Genomic DNA, 18,070 nt, shown 5'->3' on the forward strand with positions numbered 1-18,070 from the left:
GTCGTCATATCGTTGCCGTCGCACCCGTTGTTCGGGTGGCCGACCGGCGGCACTCCCCTAGCCCAGCATCCCCGCCGCGGCCCGCGGCGCTGGCGTGAGCGCGTCTCCCACCCGGTCGACGAGCAGTGCCATTTCGTACCCGACCTGCCCCACGTCACTGTTCCGGGCGGCAAGCACGGCGAACGACGAGCCGTCCGAGATGGACATGAGGAACAGGAAGCCATTGTCCATCTCGACCACGGTCTGCAAAACCGCGCCACCCTCGAAACAGCGTGCCGCGCCCTGGGTGAGGCTGACCAGCCCGGACGCGATGGCGGCAAGCTGGTCGGCCCGGTCGCGGGGAAGGTCCCGTGACGACGCGAGGAGCAGCCCGTCCGCGGAGACGGCGATCGCGTGTGCGACGCCCGGCACCCGGTCGGCGAAGTTGGCGAGCAGCCAACCAAGATCCTGCGTAGATGTCATGCTCCATGCTCCTTCTGACCGCTCCCGGCCGCGGGGCCTAAGCCGGCCTGCGGGGATTGCTGACCTCCCGGAGTCGCCTCCGGGTTGGTCGAAAGGTCTTCCGAGGGGTTGGTACGACCACGCTGCACCCCTCGGTGGTACGCGGACAACAGACCACGTACCGCCTCCGGTGTCCGGCGTTGCACCGAGACGCTCGGCTTTTCTACCGCACCGGGTACCAGTTGCGCCATCGGCACCCGCTTGGGCAGACCCTTCTGGGTCGTCTCGGCGACCGGCACGGCGGTGGCGGCGGAGGCCGCGCGCCAACCGTCGTCGGCAGCCGTCTGCCAACCACCCACCGGCGAGTCACTCGGCCGAGTGGCGCCGTTGCCGTAGCCGCCCGAGGCCCCCGCCGTCTCTCTCGCCGCGCCGGCTCCACGAGTCGACCCGGCGGAAACCGGAACGGCCATCGTAGGACCGGTTGCCGCGCCGGACGATCCATTCTGGACGGTACCCGGTGCGGCGGCGTCGGCGGTGACGTACTGGCCGTTGCCGGCCTCGTCGCCGCTGTCGCCGGAGCCGTTCTCCTCGCCGACCGTGCGCCGGGTACGGAACCAGGCGGACTCCAGCTCACGGAAGATCGGCAGCTCCATGGTCTCGTCGGCGAACCTCGGTCGGGCCTCGACCGCCGCGGCCGACGGGACCGGGATCGGCTCGACCGTGGGACGGACCACCCTCGGCAGCTCGGCTGTCATGTCGAGCGCCACGGCCAGCCGCTCCGGCACGCCCGGCGCCGCGACCTCACGATCGGCGGCGCTCACCGGCGGCCAGGCCGGTGGCGCACCCGCGGCCGGAACCGCGCTCGGCGGCGCTGGCGGCTGTGCGGGGGCCGACACGGGCGGTGCCGAGATCGGTGGCGCGGAGACCGGCGGGGCGGAGACCGGTGGCGCGGAGACCGGCGGCAGGGCTGGTGGGGCCGAGACCGGCGGCAGGGCCGGCGGCGCCATCCCGGCGTTGGTCGGCCGGACCTCGGGGCTCGCCGGCATCTGCCGGGGGATGTTCGTGCCCGGCGTGTTGCCCGACTCGCCCTCGACCGCGCCGCCCTCGGCGGCCCGACGCTGCGGAAGCGGGTCGACGCCCTGCCCGTTGGACGGACGCGGGCTGAAGCTGTCGGTGCCGTTGCTGCCGGTCTTCGCACCAGTCAGGTCGGACCAGGCGGGCATGCCGCGCCCAACACCGTTACCGAGACCGGAGCCGTTGCCCCGGCCGGAACCGTTGCCGAGTGCGCCGCCGCCACCCAGTGAACCGGAGCCGTTGCCCCGGCCGGAACCGTTGCCGAGTGCGCCGCCGCCACCCAGTGAACCGGAGCCGTTGCCGAGGCCGGCACCGAGACCGCCACCGTTGAGCGCGGCCGGCTCGAAGGGACGGCCGGTCGAACCGAAGTCCCGTTCCGGCGCCCGCTGTGCCGGTGGCACCGGGCTGCTTTCGAGCGCCAGTGGCGCACCGAAGTTCGGCCGATCCGTCGGCGGCTGCTGGGCCGGCGTGGTGTAGCCGCCGGACTGCTGTGCACGACCGGAGAGCGCTCGTGGTACGAGCACCGAGGTGGGCATCGTGACGTCGGCGACCGTGCCCCGGTCCGAGCCGGGACGCAGCTCGACCTTGACGCCGTGCCGGGCGGCCAGCCGGGCGACCACGACCAGACCCATCATCCGGGAGACCGCGACGTCCACCTGGGGTGGCGTGGCCAGCCGCTCGTTGAGCTCGTAGAGCTGGTCGGCGGCGATGCCGATGCCCCGGTCCTCCACGTAGAGCGAGGCGCGGTCGCCGACCCGGCGGGCCTCGACCATGACCTGCGAGTCGGGCGGCGAGAAGGCGGTCGCGTTGTCGAACAGCTCGGCGACCAGGTGGACCAGGTCGTTGACGGCGTGTGCGGCGACCTCGATGTCCCGGTCGACCACCCCGAACTCGATCCGGGTGTAGTGCTCGACCTCGGACTGGGCGGCCCGCAGTACGTCGATCAGCGCCGCCGGCTCCCGCTGCACACGGGTGGAGTCGGCACCGGCGAGCACCAGCAGGTTCTCGTCGTTACGCCGCATTCGGGTGGCCAGGTGGTCGAGCTGGAACAACTCCGCCAACCGGTCCGGGTCCTCCTCGCCGCGCTCCAGCCGGTCCAGGTGACCGATCAACCGGTCGACCAGGATCTGGGAACGGCGGGCCAGGTTGACGAACATCGTCGCGACCGAGGAACGGAGCGCGGCCTGTTCCGCCGCGGTCCGGACGGCCTCCAGGTGGACGGCGTTGAACGCCTCGGTCACCTGCCCGAACTCGTCCTTGCCCCGGACCGGCAGCGGCTCGGCGATCTGGTTCGCCAGTTGGACCGGCGACATCTGGGCCGACAGGGCCGGGTCACGCAGTCGGGCCACCGCCTGGGGCAGGCCGTACTGGGCGATGGAGAGCGCGCCGTGTCGCAGTTCGCGCAGCGAGCGGGCCATCGACCGGGCCACGATCCAGGCGAGCAGGATGGCCAGCAGCAGGGTGGCGAAGAGCAGCGTGGTCTCGACGAAGACCTGCTGCCGGACGTCGTCGCGGATCTCGGTCGCCCGCTCGACCGCGTCGGCGTCGAGCCTCGTCTCGACCGTACGGATCAGCTTGGCGTTGCCGACCATCGCCGCGTCCCACTTGTCCGCGTCGAACGGGGCGTCCGCCATGCTGTCGGTGGTCTTGGAGCGGAGGTAACCGTTGTAGTTCTCCGCCTCCCGCTGGTCGGAGCCGGCCACCGTCTGCTCGTAGAACTCGGCCTCGGGCCGGGTGGCCACCGACTGGAAGGCCTGCAACGCCTGCTGCTGACCGGTCAGGGTGGCGATGTAGTCGGTGCGCAGCACCGGCGTCAGCTCGTTCTGGATGAGCGCGCGGTGCACCACGACCCGGCCGATGGAGAGGAACTCCTTGGCCCGGGAGGTCGCCGTCGCGGCCCGCATCCGCTCGCTCAGCGCGCTGTCACCGGCGAGCTGGGAGCCCGAGTCGCGGATGTCGAGCAGGTCGCTGATCAGGCCCTCGTACAACTGCGATGCCTCGGTGACCTTGAGCTTGCCGTTGACCACCTGGCTGCGGGTGGCCGGCAGGTCGGCGAGGCTCCGGTCGATCCGGTCGAGCAGACCCTCGAAGTTCGCGGGCAGGCCGCCCAGCTCCGCACGCTGCTCGGAGTACGGGGCCTTGGCCTCGTCGATCCGGGGGTGCGACTTGCTGTAGGCGTCCTGGTACTTCCCCTTGAGCGGCGAGTTCGCCGCCTGCCCGAGCAGCAGAACGGCCGAGGCCCGCTCGTCCTGGAGACCGTCGACCAGTTCGCCGGAGGCCTGGGCCAGGTTGGCGAGGGTGCGCGCCTGCTCCGCGTTGTTGTACGTCTGCAGGTGGTCGATGAGACCGGTCGTGCCGACCACGATGGTGGCGAGCGTCGGCACGATCATGATGATGCCGAGCTTGGACCAGATCGGCATGTCACGGAGCCGGCCCATTGGCCGGCGGAGACGCGACAGGAAAGAGTTCGCCGTGTTCGGCCGCTTGCTCACGTCACCGCCCTCCCTTTTCGGCACCCGTGTGTCGCAGCGGGCACCGCCCATCGACCGACCCGGACGGGTCGGACCTCCGAGATTCCATCACGACACAAGTCAAAGAGAAAGCCCAGGTTGTCCGTCGCGGACCGTGTGATGGGATGTTCATGCAATTTGCTAGCAATCCGTCTGCTGGGAGTAACTCAAAGTAATGAGATCCTCTGTCGGAGTGGTGCTGCTCGCTGGCCCTTCAGGCTCTGGAAAGTCCTACATCGCCCGCCGCACCGGGCTTCCCGTGCTCTCCCTCGACGATTTCTACAAGGACGGTGACGACCCTACGCTGCCGCGTCGGGCCGGTCTTGCGGACTGGGAGTCACCACAGGCGTGGGACTCCGCGGCGGCCGTGGCGACGATTGCCGCGTTGGTGCGGAACGGCCGGGCTGAGGTGCCGGTTTACGCGATCGGCGCGGACCGGCGGGTGGACAGTCGGACATTCGATCTAGCCGGATCGCCACTCTTTATCGCCGAAGGGATTTTTGCTGCGGAGATCGTACCCGAATGCCGGCGACTGGGGTTGCTCGCGGGAGCGTACACGTTGCGGCGGCCACGCGGAGCGACCTTCTTTCGCCGTCTGACACGCGACCTTAGCGAACGCCGAAAGTCGCCGTCGCTGCTGCTGCGACGGGGCATCGCGCTGGCCCGTTCCGAACCGGCGGTGCTGCGCCGGCAGACCGGGCTGGGCTGCCTGCCGTCCCGGGGTGGCCAGGTGATCCGGCGGGTGGCCGCGCTGCACGCCGGCGTTGTCGACCCGGCGACGACCGAAGGCACGACCGCCGGGGGTACGACCACCGGCCCGGCGACGGCGAGCGGCCTTCGGACCGGCACCGGCACCGGCAATCGGGGCTGAGAACGGCAGGCGGGACATACCGTCAGGGAAGCAGTTTCGCGTACCCCGGCTTGATCACTTCGTTGATGATCGCGAGCCGTTCGTCGAACGGGATGAAGGCACTCTTCATCGCGTTGATGGTGAACCATTGCAGTTCGGCCCAGCCGTAACCGAACGCCTCGACCAGCAACGCCATCTCCCGGGACATGGAGGTGCCGCTCATCAACCGGTTGTCGGTGTTGACCGTGGCCCGGAACCGGAGGTCGCGCAGGAGCCCGATCGGATGTTGGGCGATCGAGGCGACGGCACCGGTCTGTACGTTCGAGGACGGGCAGAGTTCGAGCGGAATGCGCTTGTCCCGCACGTACGCGGCGAGGCGGCCGAGGACCGGAGTGGCGCCGGGGGTGATGTCGTCCACGATCCGGACCCCGTGACCGAGGCGGTCCGCGCCGCACCACTGGATCGCCTGCCAGATCGAGGGCAGCCCGAACGCCTCACCGGCGTGGATGGTGAAGTGGAAGTTCTCCCGCTGCAGGTACTCGAAGGCGTCCAGGTGCCGGGTGGGCGGGAAGCCGGCCTCCGCCCCGGCGATGTCGAAGCCGACCACACCCGCGTCCCGGAACCGGACCGCGAGCTCGGCGATCTCCTGCGAACGGGCGGCGTGCCGCATGGCGGTCAGCAGGGTGCCGATCCGAATCCGGTGTCCGGCCGCCGCGGCGAGCGCCGTCCCCTCGGCGAAGCCGGCGACCGTCGCCTCGACCACCTCGTCCAGGGTCAGGCCCCGGTCCAGGTGCTGCTCCGGCGCGAACCGGACCTCCGCGTAGACGACGCCGTCGGCGGCCAGGTCGACGGCGCACTCGGCGGCGACCCGGTGCAGCGCGTCGGCGGTCTGCATCACGGCCACCGTGTGCGCGAACGTCTCGAGATACCGCTCCAGCGAGCCGGAGTCGGCGGCGGTGACGAACCACCGGCCCAGTTCCTCCGGGTCGGTGCTGGGCAGGGTGTGCCCGATCTGGTCGGCGAGCTCGACGATGGTCGCCGGCCGCAGGCCGCCGTCCAGGTGGTCGTGCAGCAGTGCCTTGGGTGCCTTGACGATGTCTTCGTACTCGATTGCCACCATGACCAGACCCTAGTGCTCGACCAGGGATCGACCGGCGGGGCGCGGCCGGTCGCCGGGCCGCGCGGTCACGGGTCGGCGACGGTCTAGGCTGGCCGGGGTGAGCCCCGATCCGCTGCGGTTGCTGCGCTGCCCGCTCTGCGGTCAGCCGCTCGGCGGTCAACCAACCGGCGAGGGCGGCACGCGGACGCTGCGCTGTCCGCGCGGGCACAGCTTCGACCTGGCCCGCCAGGGGTACGTCAACCTGCTGGCCGGGCGCGCGTCGCACACCGGGGACAGTGCCGAGATGGTCGGTGCCCGGGAGGAGTTCCTCGGCGCGGGCCACTACGACCCGATCTCCACCGCTCTCGTCGCGGCAGCGATCGCCAGCGGGGCCGTCGACCGTGCTGGCGGCGGAGCTGACGGCACGTACCCGGAACTGGTGGTCGACGCCGGGGCCGGCACCGGCCGGCACCTCGCCGCGGTGCTGGACGCGGTCCCGGACGCGGTCGGCCTGGCGCTCGACGTGTCCAAGCCGGCGCTGCGCCGGGCGGCCCGGGCGCACCCCCGTGCCGCCTCCGCGCTCTGCGACACCTGGACGACCCTCCCGCTGGCCGACGCGTCGACCGCGCTCCTGCTCAACGTCTTCGCCCCGCGCAACGGGGCCGAGTTCCGCCGGGTGCTGCGTCCCGACGGCGCACTACTGGTGGTCACACCCGCCGCCGACCACCTCACCGAGCTGGTCGAGCGGCTGGATCTGCTGCGGGTCGACCCGGCGAAGTCGGACCGGGTCGCGGAGAGTCTCGACCGGGGGTTCGAGCTGGTCGACCGGGGTCGGCACAGCCACCGGATGTGGTTGCGCCGGCCGGAGGTCACCACCCTGGTCGGGATGGGTCCGAGTGCCTGGCACCTCGACCCGGACCGGCTCGCCGCCCGGATCGAGGGGCTACCGGAGCCGGTCGAGGTGACCGCCGCCGTCGAAGTCGGCGTCTACCGGCCGCGCTGAGCGCCGGTCAGGTCGAGAGGTCGACTTCCTCCCAGCCGGCCGGCGGATCGTGGTACGGCCCACGGAAGATGACCACCCACTCCAGTGCCCACCGGCGCTGCCCGATCGCGTTCGCGTCGATCATGCTCGGGTGACTGCCGCCCAGCCGCTCCAGTTCCAGGTGCCCCCAGTCGAGGCAGTAGTAGAGGTCGAGCAGGGCGGCAACCTCGATCGTGTCCCGGGGCGCGACCAGGGTCCGGGACCGCCACCCGGTGAACGTCTCCCCGCCCGGCAGGTCGGGCAGGAGCGCCATCAACCGCTCGTCGGTCGGCTCCGACGGGTCGAGGTGCTTGGTCAGCCCGAGCACCCAGGCGAGTGCGAAGACCGCGTCGTGGTGCAACACGAACGAGCGGTGGTCGCCCTTGCCGCCGATCACGAACTGCCACTCCGGCGGGGTGACGGTCTCGACCAGGTGCGAGCCGAGCAGCCAGCTCATCCCCGCCTCCGCCGGCATGCCGAAACAGCGCGCCAGGATCAGGTGCAGGACGGCCAACCGCGCCTCGACCTCAGCGGTCGGCCGCAGCTCGACCTGGTCACCCGGCTCCCAGACGAGCGGGAAGGTGGCCGGTGGCAGCGGCAGCCCGAGGCGGCTCATCTCGTCGAGACTTGCCGCGCGCACGGCCCGGGGGTCTGGAGCGGGTACGGTCACAGCTTCGTCCCTGCCAGTCAAAACAGCGGCTCAGCGCCGGATGGTCCCCCTTGGCCAGGGAGGATAGCCGCTCCGTCGCGGTGACACCATGCCGCCCCGCCGGCCGGGCTGGCCGCGCGGCCGATCCGCTCGATCGTCAGGGGGTCAGCCGATCCGCTCGATCACCAGCGGGGAGATGACCGGTGCGGCGTCGGCGACGGTGACCGCGGCGTCGGCGGCCGTACGGGCGGCCGGGATCCGCGACGCGGCGTCGGCGCGCAGCTCGTAGAGGACGTCGCCGGCCCGGACCCGGTCACCGGGGCGCCGGTGCAGCACGACCCCCGCCCCGGCGCTGACCGCGTCCTCCTTACGGGCCCGGCCGGCGCCGAGCCGCCACGCGGCGACCCCGATGCCGTACGCGTCGACGGCGGCGACGTACCCGTCCCGTTCGGCCCGGACCAGTTCGGTCTCGGCGGCCACCGGCAGCGTCGCGTCCGGGTCGCCACCCTGGGCCCGGACCATGGCTCGCCAGGCGTCCATCGCCCGTCCGTCGCGCAGCGCCGGTTCCGGGTCGACGTCGGGCAGACCGGCCGCGTCGAGCATCTCCCGGGCGAGCGCGAGGGTCAGTTCGACCACGTCGGCGGGACCGCCCCCGGCCAGCACCTCGATCGACTCGGTCACCTCGACCGCGTTGCCGACGGCCAGGCCCAGCGGGGTGGACATGTCGGTGAGCAGGGCAACGGTCCGTACACCGTGCGCGGTGCCGAGGTCGACCATGGTGCGGGCCAGCTCGCGGGCGTCGTCGACGGGCTTCATGAACGCGCCGCTGCCCACCTTCACGTCGAGCACCAGGGCGCCGGTTCCCTCGGCGATCTTCTTACTCATGATCGAACTGGCGATCAGCGGGATCGCCTCGACCGTCCCGGTGACGTCGCGCAACGCGTACAGCTTGCGGTCCGCCGGTGCCAGGTGCTCGCCGGCCGCGCAGATCACCGCCCCGGTGTCCCGGAGCTGGGCGATGAACTCGTCGTTGGTCAGCGCGGCCCGCCAGCCCGGGATCGACTCCAGCTTGTCCAAAGTGCCCCCGGTGTACCCGAGCCCCCGTCCGGAGAGCTGCGGTACGGCCGCACCACAGGCCGCGACGAGCGGGGTCAACGGCAGCGTGGTCTTGTCACCGACGCCGCCGGTCGAGTGCTTGTCCACGGTCGGCCGGTCCACACCGGAGAGGTCGAGCCGTTCCCCGCTGGCGATCATCGCGGCGGTCCACCGGGCGATCTCGGCCGGGGTCATGCCGCGCAGCAGGATGGCCATCGCGAGCGCGGACATCTGCTCGTCGGCGACCTGCCCCCGGGTGTACGCGTCGACCACCCAGTCGATCTGCCCGTCGCTGAGCACACCACCGTCGCGCTTGGCCCGGATCACCTCGACCGCACTGAACGCACCCATGGTCCTGACACCCTGCCTTAGAGAGGATTCGGTTCCGGACGTACCGGTTCGGTTTCCGACCCGCCCGCTTGCCTTCCGGCGGCCGTACCGCCTTTTCTACAACCGCTTCTACGCCGTGACGGCGCCCCGCGACCTGGTCAGTCGGTCTCCGACCCGGGCCAGCGAATCGGGATCTCCATCGGCGGCTCGCCCTCGCCGGCCCAGTAGAGGGTGCCGGCCGCGTCGACCACCACCACCCGGGGCGTACGGGCGTGTCCCCAGGTGATCGCGTCGGCGGGGTCGTCCCAACTCGGCGCCTCCTCCAGCACCCCGGTCGGCTCGTCGCCGTCGTCGCCGGCCGACCGCTCCCAGTAGCCGGTCCAGATCTGCTTCCCGCCCGAGACGTCCGGGTGGACAAAGACGGTGCCCCGGCCACGCCAGGCGGCGAGCCGCTCCGGCACCGTCGGCAGCACCGGCGGGGCGACAACCGCCTCCAGGTCGGCCACGTCGAAGGCGTGCGGCAGCAGTTCGGCCATGCTCAGCGGCCGGGGATGCGCCTCGACCAGGCACTCCGGGCCGCCCTGCTCCCACAGGAGCTGGCGGCACCGGCCGCAGGGCATCAGCGGCTCGCCGGTGGCGTCGACACACGACACGGCGACCAACCGGCCGCCGCCGGTGGCGTGCAGCGAGGAGACCACCCCGCACTCGGCGCAGAGCGCCACACCGTACGCGGCGTTCTCGACGTTGCAGCCGACCACCACCCGGCCGTCGTCAACCAGCCCGGCCGCCCCGACCGGGAAGTTCGAGTACGGGGCGTACGCGTGCCGCATCGCCTCGGTGGCGGCGGCGCGCAGTGCCGCCCAGTCGATCTCCATTGTCACGTCTCTATCCTGCCTCGCCGCTGGTCAGGACCGCTAACCGACCCGAAGACCGCTCGTCACGGCCGGTCAGTCGGTCGGCTACCGCCGCCGGGTCGATCCGGTGCCCGGTCGGTCCGGCGGTCAGCCCTTGATATAGGGCTTTCCGTCGGCGGCCGGCGCCCTGACCCGGCCGACCAGCCCAGCCACCGCCAGGATGGTGGCGAGGTACGGCAACATCGCCAGGAAGTCACTCGGGATCACACTGTTGATCGCGCTCAGGTAGGTGCCGAGCTGGTCGGCGAACCCGAAGAAGAGGGCGGCGAGCAGTGCCCCGGTCGGGCTCCACCGACCGAAGATCAGCGCGGCCAGCGCGATGAAACCCTTGCCGCCGATCATGTTCTTGCTGAACGTGTAGAGCGCCAGCGTGTACGAGGCACCGCCGACCCCGGCCACCATCCCGGCGAGCAGCACGTTGCGGTAGCGCAGCCGGAGCACCCGTACGCCGAGCGTGTCCGCGGCGGTCGGGTGCTCGCCGACCGAGCGGGTCCGCAGCCCCCACCGGGTCCGGAACAGGGCGAAGTGGATGACCAGCACCAGGACCAGGGCGAGGTAGAGGAAGATGTTGCTCTGGAAGATCGCCGGGCCGATCACCGGGATCTCCGACAGCAGCGGGATCGACCAGTTGCCGAAGTGCGGCGGCTGGTTGTAGGTGGCCGCGTCGGTCTGCATCAGCCGCTCGTAGAGGAAGCCGGTCAGCCCCACCGCCAGCAGGTTCAGCACGATGCCCATCACCACCTGGTCGACCAGGTAGCGGATGGAGAAAACGGCGAGCAGCAGGGAGATGAAGGCACCGCCGAGCGCCGCCGCCACCAGTCCGACCCAGACGCTGCCGGTCAGCGAGCCGAACAGCGCCCCGGCGAAGGCCCCCATCAGCAACTGGCCCTCGATCGCCACGTTCACCACGCCGGAACGCTCGCAGAGCACCCCGGCCAGCGCTCCGAAGATCAGCGGGAGGGCCAGCAGGAAGGTGTTCCGGACGATGTTGACCAGCGGCATGAAGTTCTGCCCGACCGGCGCGGACGAGACCTGCCAGCAGAGGAAGGAGAGCACGAAGCCGACCACGCCGATGCCGATCAGCACCGCGAACCAGCGCCTGGGCACGCCGACCAGGAGGGCGGCACCGGCCGCCGCGCCGACCAGCCCGAACAGGATCGCGCCGAACGTACCGTCGATCTCCAGTGCGGCGCCGGCCGCGTCCTCGCTCAGGGTGAACCGGGCGAGTTCGCCGGTGGCGAGCGCGCCGAACAGGATCGCCGCGAGCACACCGAACCCGAGCAGCCCGAGGCCGATTCGCCGGTCGCGGGTCCAGAACCCCTGGTGTACGGGGGCCAGGGCGACCTCCCCCACTGCCATCGTGGACATCGACTACCAGCCCTTCGCCAGGCTCGTCTGCAATCTCGCGGCCCGCGCGGCGCGGAGCTGGAAGATCGCCTTGATCAGGGCGGGTGCGGCGATGAAGATGACGATCAACGCCTGCAGTACGGTCACCAACTCCAGCGAGATCCCGGCGTACGACTGCATCCGGTTGCCACCGGCCTGCAACGCGCCGAAGAGCAGCGCCGCGAGCAGCACGCCCCAGGGTTTGACCCGCCCCAGCAGCGCCACCAGGATGCCGTCGAAGCCGATCTGCGCCACCACCAGCGGGGTGAGCGCGCTGGCCGTGGAACCGATCACCATGTTCGAGCCACCGAGTCCGGCGAGCGCGCCGGAGATCACCATGAGCAGCACGTACGTCTTGGTGACGCTGATCCCGGCGGTCCGCGCGGCGTCCGGGTTGGCCCCCACCGCGCGCAGCTCGAACCCGAAGGTGGAGCGGTTGAGCAGCCAGGCCACCGCCCAGGTGGCCAGCACGGCGAGCAGGATGCCGGCGTGCACCCGCAGGTCGCTGCCGAGCAGCCGGGGCAACTGCGCCGACGAGTCGACCGGTCGGCTGATCGCGTCGGTCCGGTCCGGGTCGTGCACGACTTTTTGCAGGATCACCCAGGAGAGCAGGTAGACCGCGACGTAGTTGAGCATGATCGTGTTGATCACCTCGTGCGCACCGGTCCGCGCCTTGAGGAAACCGGGGACGAAGCCCCAGATCGCACCGCCGAGCGCGCCCGCGATCAGCGCCACGATCACGTGCACCACCGGCGGCAGCGGGATCAGGAAGCCGGCCAGCGCCGCCAGGATCACGCCGATCGTGGCCTGCCCCTGGGCACCGATGTTGAACAGGCCGCCACGAAACGCCAACGCCACGGCCAGCCCGGTGAAGACCAGGGGCGCGGTGTACGTGAGCGTCTCGGAGATCGGCGCGAAGACGAGCTCCCAGCCGTTGGTGCCGTTGATCCAGCCCTGCACCGCGGCCGGGTCGACCACCGCACCCTTGAACAGGTTGGCGTACGCCTCGCTGACCACCGTCCAGCTCGAGTTGAGCGCGTCCTGTGGCCGGGCGGTGATGTAACTGTAGGTGTGCAGCACGTCCGGGTCGGAAATAATGATCAGGATCGCGCCGATCACCGTCGCCAGCACGATCGCGAGCACCGTCACGGTGACCGTGTTGGCCGCCCAGAGGTTCTGCAGGAAACTGCGGAGCAGGAGCGGACCCCGGCCCGGCCCGGTGGCGGGCGCACCGCTGCCCGGGGTGGGCGGATCGGCGTTCGCCGCCGCCGACCGCGCGGCCCGCGACTGCTTCGCCGGCTCCTTGTCCGGCGACGCGGCACCACCATCAAGCTCGCTCATGCCGCCGCCTCGCTCATGCCGTTTCCTCGTCGGTTGGGGTGCTGCCGGGAGTCGAGGTCGCGGCCTCGTCGGTGATCCCGGCCATCAACAGGCCGATCTCCTCGCGCGGGGTGTCCGGCCCGACGATGCCGAGGATCCGGCCTCGGTACATCACGGCGATCCGGTCGGCCAGGCCGATAACCTCGTCCAACTCGCTGGAGATCACGAGTACGGCGGTGCCGATGTCCCGTTCGCGGATGATCCGCTGATGGATGAACTCGATCGAGCCGACGTCGACTCCCCGGGTCGGCTGCGCGGCGACAAAGAGCTTCAACGGGCGGGACAGCTCCCGGGCCACGATGACCTTCTGCTGGTTGCCGCCGGAGAGGGTGCCGACCGGTGCGTCCGCGCTCGGCGTACGGACGTCGAACTGGGCGATCCGCTCCCCGGCCGAACGGGCGATCTCGTCCGGGCGTAGCCGCAGGCCGGCGCCGAACGGTGCCCGGTCGTAGATGTCCAGCACCAGGTTCTCGGCGACGCTGAACTCCTTGACCAGCCCGTCGACACTGCGGTCCTCGGGCACGTAGCCGACCCCGGCGCGGAGCACCCGCTTGGTCGACCAGCCGTCGATCCGCTCTCCGGCGAGGCTCACCGAGCCGGCCAACACCGGCCGCAGACCCATGATCGCCTCAACCAGTTCGGTCTGGCCGTTGCCCTGCACACCGGCGATGCCGAGCACCTCACCGGCGCGGACGGTGAGGTCGATCCCGTCCACCGCCCGGTACGCGCGCTCGTCGTCGACGACCAGCCCCTCGATCTCCAGGACCGGTTCACCCGGCTCGGCCGGTTCCTTCTCGACCACGAGGCTGACCGTACGGCCGACCATCTGGGCGGCGAGTTCGTCCTCGCTCGCCTGCGGGCTCGCCGTACCGACGGTTTTGCCGCGCCGGATGACCGTGATCCGGTCGGCGATCGCCTTGACTTCCTTCAGCTTGTGCGTGATGAACACGATCGACTTGCCCGATGCCTTGAGCGCCCGCATCACGGCGAGCAGTTCCTCGGTCTCCTGCGGCGTCAGCACGGCGGTCGGCTCGTCCAGGATGAGCAGGTCGACGTCGCGGGTCAGGGCCTTGACGATCTCGACCCGCTGCTGCACGCCGACCGGCAGGTCCTCGATCACCGCGTCCGGATCGACCCGGAGGTTGTAGCGGGCGGAGACCTCGGCCACCTCACGGCGGGCCCGCCGACGGTCGAGGAAGCCGGCGATGCCGCCACGGACCTGCTCGGCACCGAGCATGACGTTCTCGGCGACGGTGAAGACCGGCACCAGCATGAAGTGCTGGTGCACCATGCCGATCCCGGCGCCGATGGCGTCCGCCGGCCCCTTGATCCGCAGAGGTGCGCCGTTGACCAGGATCTCGCCCTCGTCGGGCTGGATCAGGCCGTACAGCACGTTCATCAGAGTGGACTTGCCCGCGCCATTCTCGCCGAGCAGCGCGTGGATCTCTCCTGGCTCAACCGTCAGATCGATGTGGTCGTTGGCGACCAGCTCACCGAACCGCTTGGTGATGCCGCGCAGTTCGAGTCTCAGCGCAACCTCCTGGAGTGCGGGCGATGGTGCAGCCTAGCCGCCCCCGGGCTGGGGCGGGAGGGTGAACGGGTCAGCGGGGTCGGCCCGTTCGGCCGACGGTCGAGCATGCTACGACCTCTGCCCGAACGCTCGATCAGGACCGTCCCGGTCGATGTCGTACGGACCGGGGCCGTGCCGAGCGGAGTGGTTCCGGGCAGAGCGCGGCACGGCCGCCCCGGTCCGTGCGACGAGTGCGCGAAGACCGGAGCGGCCGGCTGGTGTGGTGCTGGCGAACCGGCCATCGGAGGTGATGTTCCCACCTCCGACGGCCGGTCCGGCGTCACTTCGGCTGGGCCGGGGAGGTGACGGTGATGGTGCCGGCGGCGATGTCCGCCTTGAGCTTGTCGACCTCGGCCTTCAGCTCGGCCGGAACCTTGCTGTCGAAGTCGTGGTACGGAGCCAGCTCGACGCCGTTGTTGGCGAGGGTGCCGGTGAAGCCCGGGTCGTGCGCGAGCTTCTCGCCCTTGGCCGCCTTGGTCACCGCGTCCCGGACGACATCCGGGATGTTCTTGACCACGGTGGTGATCAGGGCCGGGCAGTTCGGGGTGCTCTCACAGCCGTCGACGTCGACCCAGATCGCGTTGAACTTGCCGCCGGAGGCCTGGGCCGCGGCGGTGGTGCCCTGACCGGCGCCACCGGCGACCGGCATGACGATGTCGGCGCCCTGGGCGACCAGCGTGTCGCTGACCTTCTTGCCCTCGTCCTGCTTCACGAAGTCGTTGGTGAAGGACCCGTCCTGGGTGGCCTTGTTCCAGCCGAGGATCTGGACCGACTTGCCCTTGACCTTGTTGTACTGCGCCACGCCGTCGGCGAAGCCGTCCATGAAGATCGTCACCGGCGGGATCTTCATGCCGCCGTAGGTGCCGACCTTGCCGGTCTTGGTCATGCCCGCCGCCAGGTAACCCGCCTGGAAGGCGGCCTGCGCGGTGTCGAACTGCATCGGGTAGACGTTGCTCTCCGGAAGCTTGGCGTCCACGATGCCGAACTGCTGGTCCGGGTGCGCCTTCGCGATCTTCGAGGTGGCGTCGCCCATCAGCCCGCCGACCGCGAGGATGAAGTCGCAGTCCTGGTTGACGTACTGGGTCAGGTTCGGCTCGTAGTCGGCCTCGGCCTTCGAGGCGACGTACTTGATGTCGATGTTCGGGTCCGCCGCCTTGGCCTCCTGCAGGCCCTTCCAGGCGGAGGTGTTGAACGACTTGTCGTCGATGCCGCCGACGTCGGTCACCATGCACGCGCTGTACTTGTCGGCGGCGCTGCCGCTGCCACCGCTCTCGCTCGGCGCCTCACCGCAGGCGGCGGCCACGCCCAGTGCGAGCCCGCCCACCGCGAATACCGAAACGATCCGCATCCCACGCACTGAGCGCAAGACGGTCTCCTTCCCCATGCACACCGACTCGCGGTGGCAGCCCTTGGCCGGCCTGCACCTTGCACCCGGCGTCCCACGTTAGGACGGGAGCGTACGCCCGCGCCCACCCACCGGCCGACAATCGTGCCCGACTGTTGAGGTGCTGTTACCCTCACGTAACTCTCTCGTGGTCGAAATCACTCCTCGTGCTGGTACGCCAACGACCACAACTACTTAAACGACCCTTAAGGGGAGTTTTCCCTGCTCAGGACGGCACCAGTGGGTGACTATCCGGAGACGCTTGGCCAAGTTCCGCGTTAATAACAATTTCTCAACCAACCGCATTCGACGGTATCCCGCACTTCTGCGTATCGACCGGAATGCGCTCGGTGATCACGATGACCGCCTTTCGGTGGCCGTCGACAACCACTCGGTTAGACCCGCCGCCCTCCGGGTACCCCCGCCCTAACCTGGTCGTCCGTTGTGCCCCGCGCCGACGGGCGACTGGGGCGGGACCCCTTGTGGTGGGGGGTGCGGATGGTGCCGCCGGTGCCCCGGGAGTGTCGTCCGGGGCACCGGCGTCGTCCGGGGCCCCGTCGGCGTCGTCCGGTTCCAACCCCGCTCACCCGTCGACGGTGCGACGCGCGGTGGCCCAACCGTCGGCCGTACGGGCGCCGCGTCAGCCGCTGAGATTGCCCAGCTTGTCGGCGATCCGGGCCATGCTCGCCCGCAGTTCCTCCGGTGTCGGCGCCGGTCGGGGCTCGGCCCGCTGCTGCACCGTCTCCGGTCCCGACTCCTCGTCCAGCAGGTCCTCGTAGTCACCGTAGATGTCGGCCTCGTCGGTCTGGACCGCGTCGTCCTCGGCCGCCATCCTGGACGCGGCGATCTCCCCCAGGATCTCGGCGGCGCTCAACCGGGGCAGCAGGGGTTCGACGACGGCCATCAGATCCTCGTCCGCCACCACCGACTCCGCGAGGGCCAGCGCCTGGGGCCGCTCGTACGGGCCGCAGACCACCGGCTCCCACTCGTCGTCGTCGCCGAGCGGGCCGAACGTGATGATCCACGGCAGTTCGTGGATCGGTGATTCGTCCGGCAGTTCCAGCGTCACTAGTGCGCCCACGGGAATCATCATGATGCGCGGCCCGGACGCCTCGTGGGCATTTGCCCGAATTGCCCCACCTTGAGGGCACCGCAGTACCGGCCCGGCATCGCCTCGGTATCGGCCCGGCGGTCGCCTCAGCTCAGGCAGCGACAACCGCCGGGGGCCCATCGGTGACCCGAGCCGCCAGCCGGTCGACGCACGCCGCCGCACCTGCTACGTGATCTTCACGGGCACCAGGTCAGCATGCCACCAAGTGGATCTTCGTTACAAGAGGCCGTGATGATCTCACCGTCTGTAGGCGTAAGGAAGGGCCCCTTATTAACGCATAGCGTTAATAAGGGGCCCTTCCTTACGCCTCAGCGGGGCTCGCCGAGGCGGGGCGGGCCGGGCGGGTGCGGGTCGTCGGCGGCCAGGTCGATCACCCGGCCCCGGTGACTCGTCGCGGCCAGCGCCGCGCCGAAGAGCAGCAACTGGTTGAGCAGGTAGAGGTAGACCAGCAGGCCGACGGTGCCGGCAACCGCCGTGTACGCGAGGTTCCGCTCGAACCGCACCACGTAGTAGCGGCCGAGCGAGTTCAGCAGGGTCACGCCCAGCGCCACCAACAGCACCGGCGAGAAGAGTCGGCGCGGCGTGATCCGCAACCGGGGCACGGCCAGCATGAGCGCCGTGGCCAGCACCATGTTGATCACCAGCGCCAATACCCAGCTCGTGATCGAGACCAGCAGCGAACGCGAGCCGAAGGCCAGGCTGAACAGCGACTGGAGGGTATCCACGGCACCGACCGAGATACCCAGCAGCAGGAAGACGCCGAGCACCACCACCAGGTCGATCAACTGCCGGATCACCACGTACCCGGGTTGCTGGTTGAGCCGATAGATCAGGCGCTGCGACGACCGGATCGCCTCCACCCAGCCGATGCCGGTGATCACCAACAGCACCAGGCCGATGATGCCGACCCGCCGGGCCCCCTGCTGGATCTGTTCCGGATCGAGGAACGGCAGGTTCTGCCGGAAGAAGTGCGCCGTTCCCTCGTTGACCCGCTCGCTCTCACCCAGCACCGTGCCGAAGATCCAGTACGCCACCAGACCGAGTGCGAAGACGGCAAAGAAGCCGTAGTACGCGATACCGGCGGCGAGCCGCCCGCCGAGCACCTCGACGTACCGTCCGACCGCCCGGCAGAAGTGGTCGAACACCGGCGACCGGTCACGCCAGAGCCGTACCCGCCGTTCGGCGCGCGCCACTATCCGATCCAGGACGTTCACGCCGTCATCCTCGCCGATCCACCGGGATTCGGCGCGTCGGCC

At 70.4% G+C, this 18,070-nt stretch carries 14 protein-coding genes; 2 read left to right on the forward strand and 12 right to left on the reverse strand.

The genetic code is table 11. The features are described 5' to 3' along the window. Positions 1–57 precede the first annotated feature (57 nt). Positions 58–462, reverse strand: coding sequence for a roadblock/LC7 domain-containing protein (locus tag ACI2K4_RS29830; RefSeq protein ID WP_121157211.1), 405 nt, complete (start codon positions 460–462; stop codon positions 58–60). Beyond that, a complete protein-coding gene (locus tag ACI2K4_RS29835; RefSeq protein ID WP_404516145.1) occupies positions 459–4,007 on the reverse strand; it encodes a nitrate- and nitrite sensing domain-containing protein in 3,549 nt (1,182 codons plus the stop codon). The genes ACI2K4_RS29830 and ACI2K4_RS29835 overlap by 4 nt, the downstream gene beginning before the upstream one ends. A 211-nt stretch (positions 4,008–4,218) precedes the next feature. Here ACI2K4_RS29835 and ACI2K4_RS29840 point away from each other — a divergent pair, with 211 nt between their 5' ends. Beyond that, complete coding sequence (locus ACI2K4_RS29840; protein WP_404516147.1) at positions 4,219–4,896, forward strand: ATP-binding protein; 678 nt, start codon at positions 4,219–4,221, stop codon at positions 4,894–4,896. 22 nt (positions 4,897–4,918) lie between these two features. Here the strand turns inward: ACI2K4_RS29840 and ACI2K4_RS29845 are convergent, their stop codons facing one another. Continuing rightward, positions 4,919–5,995 carry an adenosine deaminase gene (locus ACI2K4_RS29845; protein ID WP_404516149.1) on the reverse strand — a complete coding sequence of 359 codons (1,077 nt, stop codon included), beginning with the start codon at positions 5,993–5,995 and terminating at the stop codon, positions 4,919–4,921. A 97-nt stretch (positions 5,996–6,092) separates the two neighbouring features. Between ACI2K4_RS29845 and ACI2K4_RS29850 the strand changes: the two genes are divergently transcribed. Beyond that, a complete protein-coding gene (locus ACI2K4_RS29850) occupies positions 6,093–6,977 on the forward strand; it encodes a putative RNA methyltransferase (RefSeq protein ID WP_404516151.1) in 885 nt (294 codons plus the stop codon). Positions 6,978–6,984: 7 nt separating this feature from the next. Here ACI2K4_RS29850 and ACI2K4_RS29855 read toward each other — a convergent pair whose 3' ends face one another. From ACI2K4_RS29855 to ACI2K4_RS29895, 9 genes are all read right to left on the reverse strand, one after another. Continuing rightward, positions 6,985–7,665 carry a DUF4272 domain-containing protein gene (locus ACI2K4_RS29855; protein WP_404516153.1) on the reverse strand — a complete coding sequence of 227 codons (681 nt, stop codon included), beginning with the start codon at positions 7,663–7,665 and terminating at the stop codon, positions 6,985–6,987. 144 nt (positions 7,666–7,809) lie between these two features. Further along, positions 7,810–9,090 (reverse strand): thymidine phosphorylase, encoded by a 1,281-nt coding sequence (locus ACI2K4_RS29860; protein WP_404516155.1) that lies wholly within the window; start codon positions 9,088–9,090, stop codon positions 7,810–7,812. 137 nt (positions 9,091–9,227) lie between these two features. Beyond that, on the reverse strand, positions 9,228–9,944 hold the full coding sequence (locus ACI2K4_RS29865) for a cytidine deaminase (RefSeq protein WP_404516284.1): 717 nt from the start codon (positions 9,942–9,944) through the stop codon (positions 9,228–9,230). Between the two features lie 126 nt (positions 9,945–10,070). Next, a complete protein-coding gene (locus ACI2K4_RS29870; RefSeq protein ID WP_404516157.1) occupies positions 10,071–11,351 on the reverse strand; it encodes an ABC transporter permease in 1,281 nt (426 codons plus the stop codon). Between the two features lie 3 nt (positions 11,352–11,354). Continuing rightward, positions 11,355–12,710 carry an ABC transporter permease gene (locus ACI2K4_RS29875; RefSeq protein ID WP_404516159.1) on the reverse strand — a complete coding sequence of 452 codons (1,356 nt, stop codon included), beginning with the start codon at positions 12,708–12,710 and terminating at the stop codon, positions 11,355–11,357. 13 nt (positions 12,711–12,723) lie between these two features. Beyond that, positions 12,724–14,280, reverse strand: a complete 1,557-nt coding sequence (locus ACI2K4_RS29880) for an ABC transporter ATP-binding protein (RefSeq protein WP_404516285.1) — start codon at positions 14,278–14,280, stop codon at positions 12,724–12,726. 319 nt (positions 14,281–14,599) lie between these two features. Then, on the reverse strand, positions 14,600–15,667 hold the full coding sequence (locus ACI2K4_RS29885; RefSeq protein WP_404516286.1) for a BMP family protein: 1,068 nt from the start codon (positions 15,665–15,667) through the stop codon (positions 14,600–14,602). A 676-nt stretch (positions 15,668–16,343) separates the two neighbouring features. After that, a complete protein-coding gene (locus ACI2K4_RS29890) occupies positions 16,344–16,784 on the reverse strand; it encodes a hypothetical protein (RefSeq protein ID WP_404516162.1) in 441 nt (146 codons plus the stop codon). Between the two features lie 338 nt (positions 16,785–17,122). Then, a complete protein-coding gene (locus ACI2K4_RS29895) occupies positions 17,123–18,028 on the reverse strand; it encodes a YihY/virulence factor BrkB family protein (protein WP_404516164.1) in 906 nt (301 codons plus the stop codon). Positions 18,029–18,070 lie beyond the last annotated feature (42 nt).

The organism is Micromonospora sp. NPDC050397 (genome assembly GCF_044901685.1).
Lineage (GTDB): Bacteria > Actinomycetota > Actinomycetes > Mycobacteriales > Micromonosporaceae > Micromonospora_G.

Bases quoted from the DNA above. Each gene is read 5' to 3' on its own strand.
- ACI2K4_RS29845 (WP_404516149.1), bottom strand. From the start codon at position 5,995: ATGGTGGCAATCGAGTACGAAGACATCGTCAAGGCACCCAAGGCACTG.
- ACI2K4_RS29870 (WP_404516157.1), bottom strand. From the start codon at position 11,351: ATGTCCACGATGGCAGTGGGGGAGGTCGCCCTGGCCCCCGTACACCAG.
- ACI2K4_RS29875 (WP_404516159.1), bottom strand. From the start codon at position 12,710: ATGAGCGAGCTTGATGGTGGTGCCGCGTCGCCGGACAAGGAGCCGGCG.
- ACI2K4_RS29860 (WP_404516155.1), bottom strand. From the start codon at position 9,090: ATGGGTGCGTTCAGTGCGGTCGAGGTGATCCGGGCCAAGCGCGACGGT.
- ACI2K4_RS29830 (WP_121157211.1), bottom strand. From the start codon at position 462: ATGACATCTACGCAGGATCTTGGTTGGCTGCTCGCCAACTTCGCCGAC.
- ACI2K4_RS29865 (WP_404516284.1), bottom strand. From the start codon at position 9,944: ATGGAGATCGACTGGGCGGCACTGCGCGCCGCCGCCACCGAGGCGATG.
- ACI2K4_RS29885 (WP_404516286.1), bottom strand. From the start codon at position 15,667: ATGCGGATCGTTTCGGTATTCGCGGTGGGCGGGCTCGCACTGGGCGTG.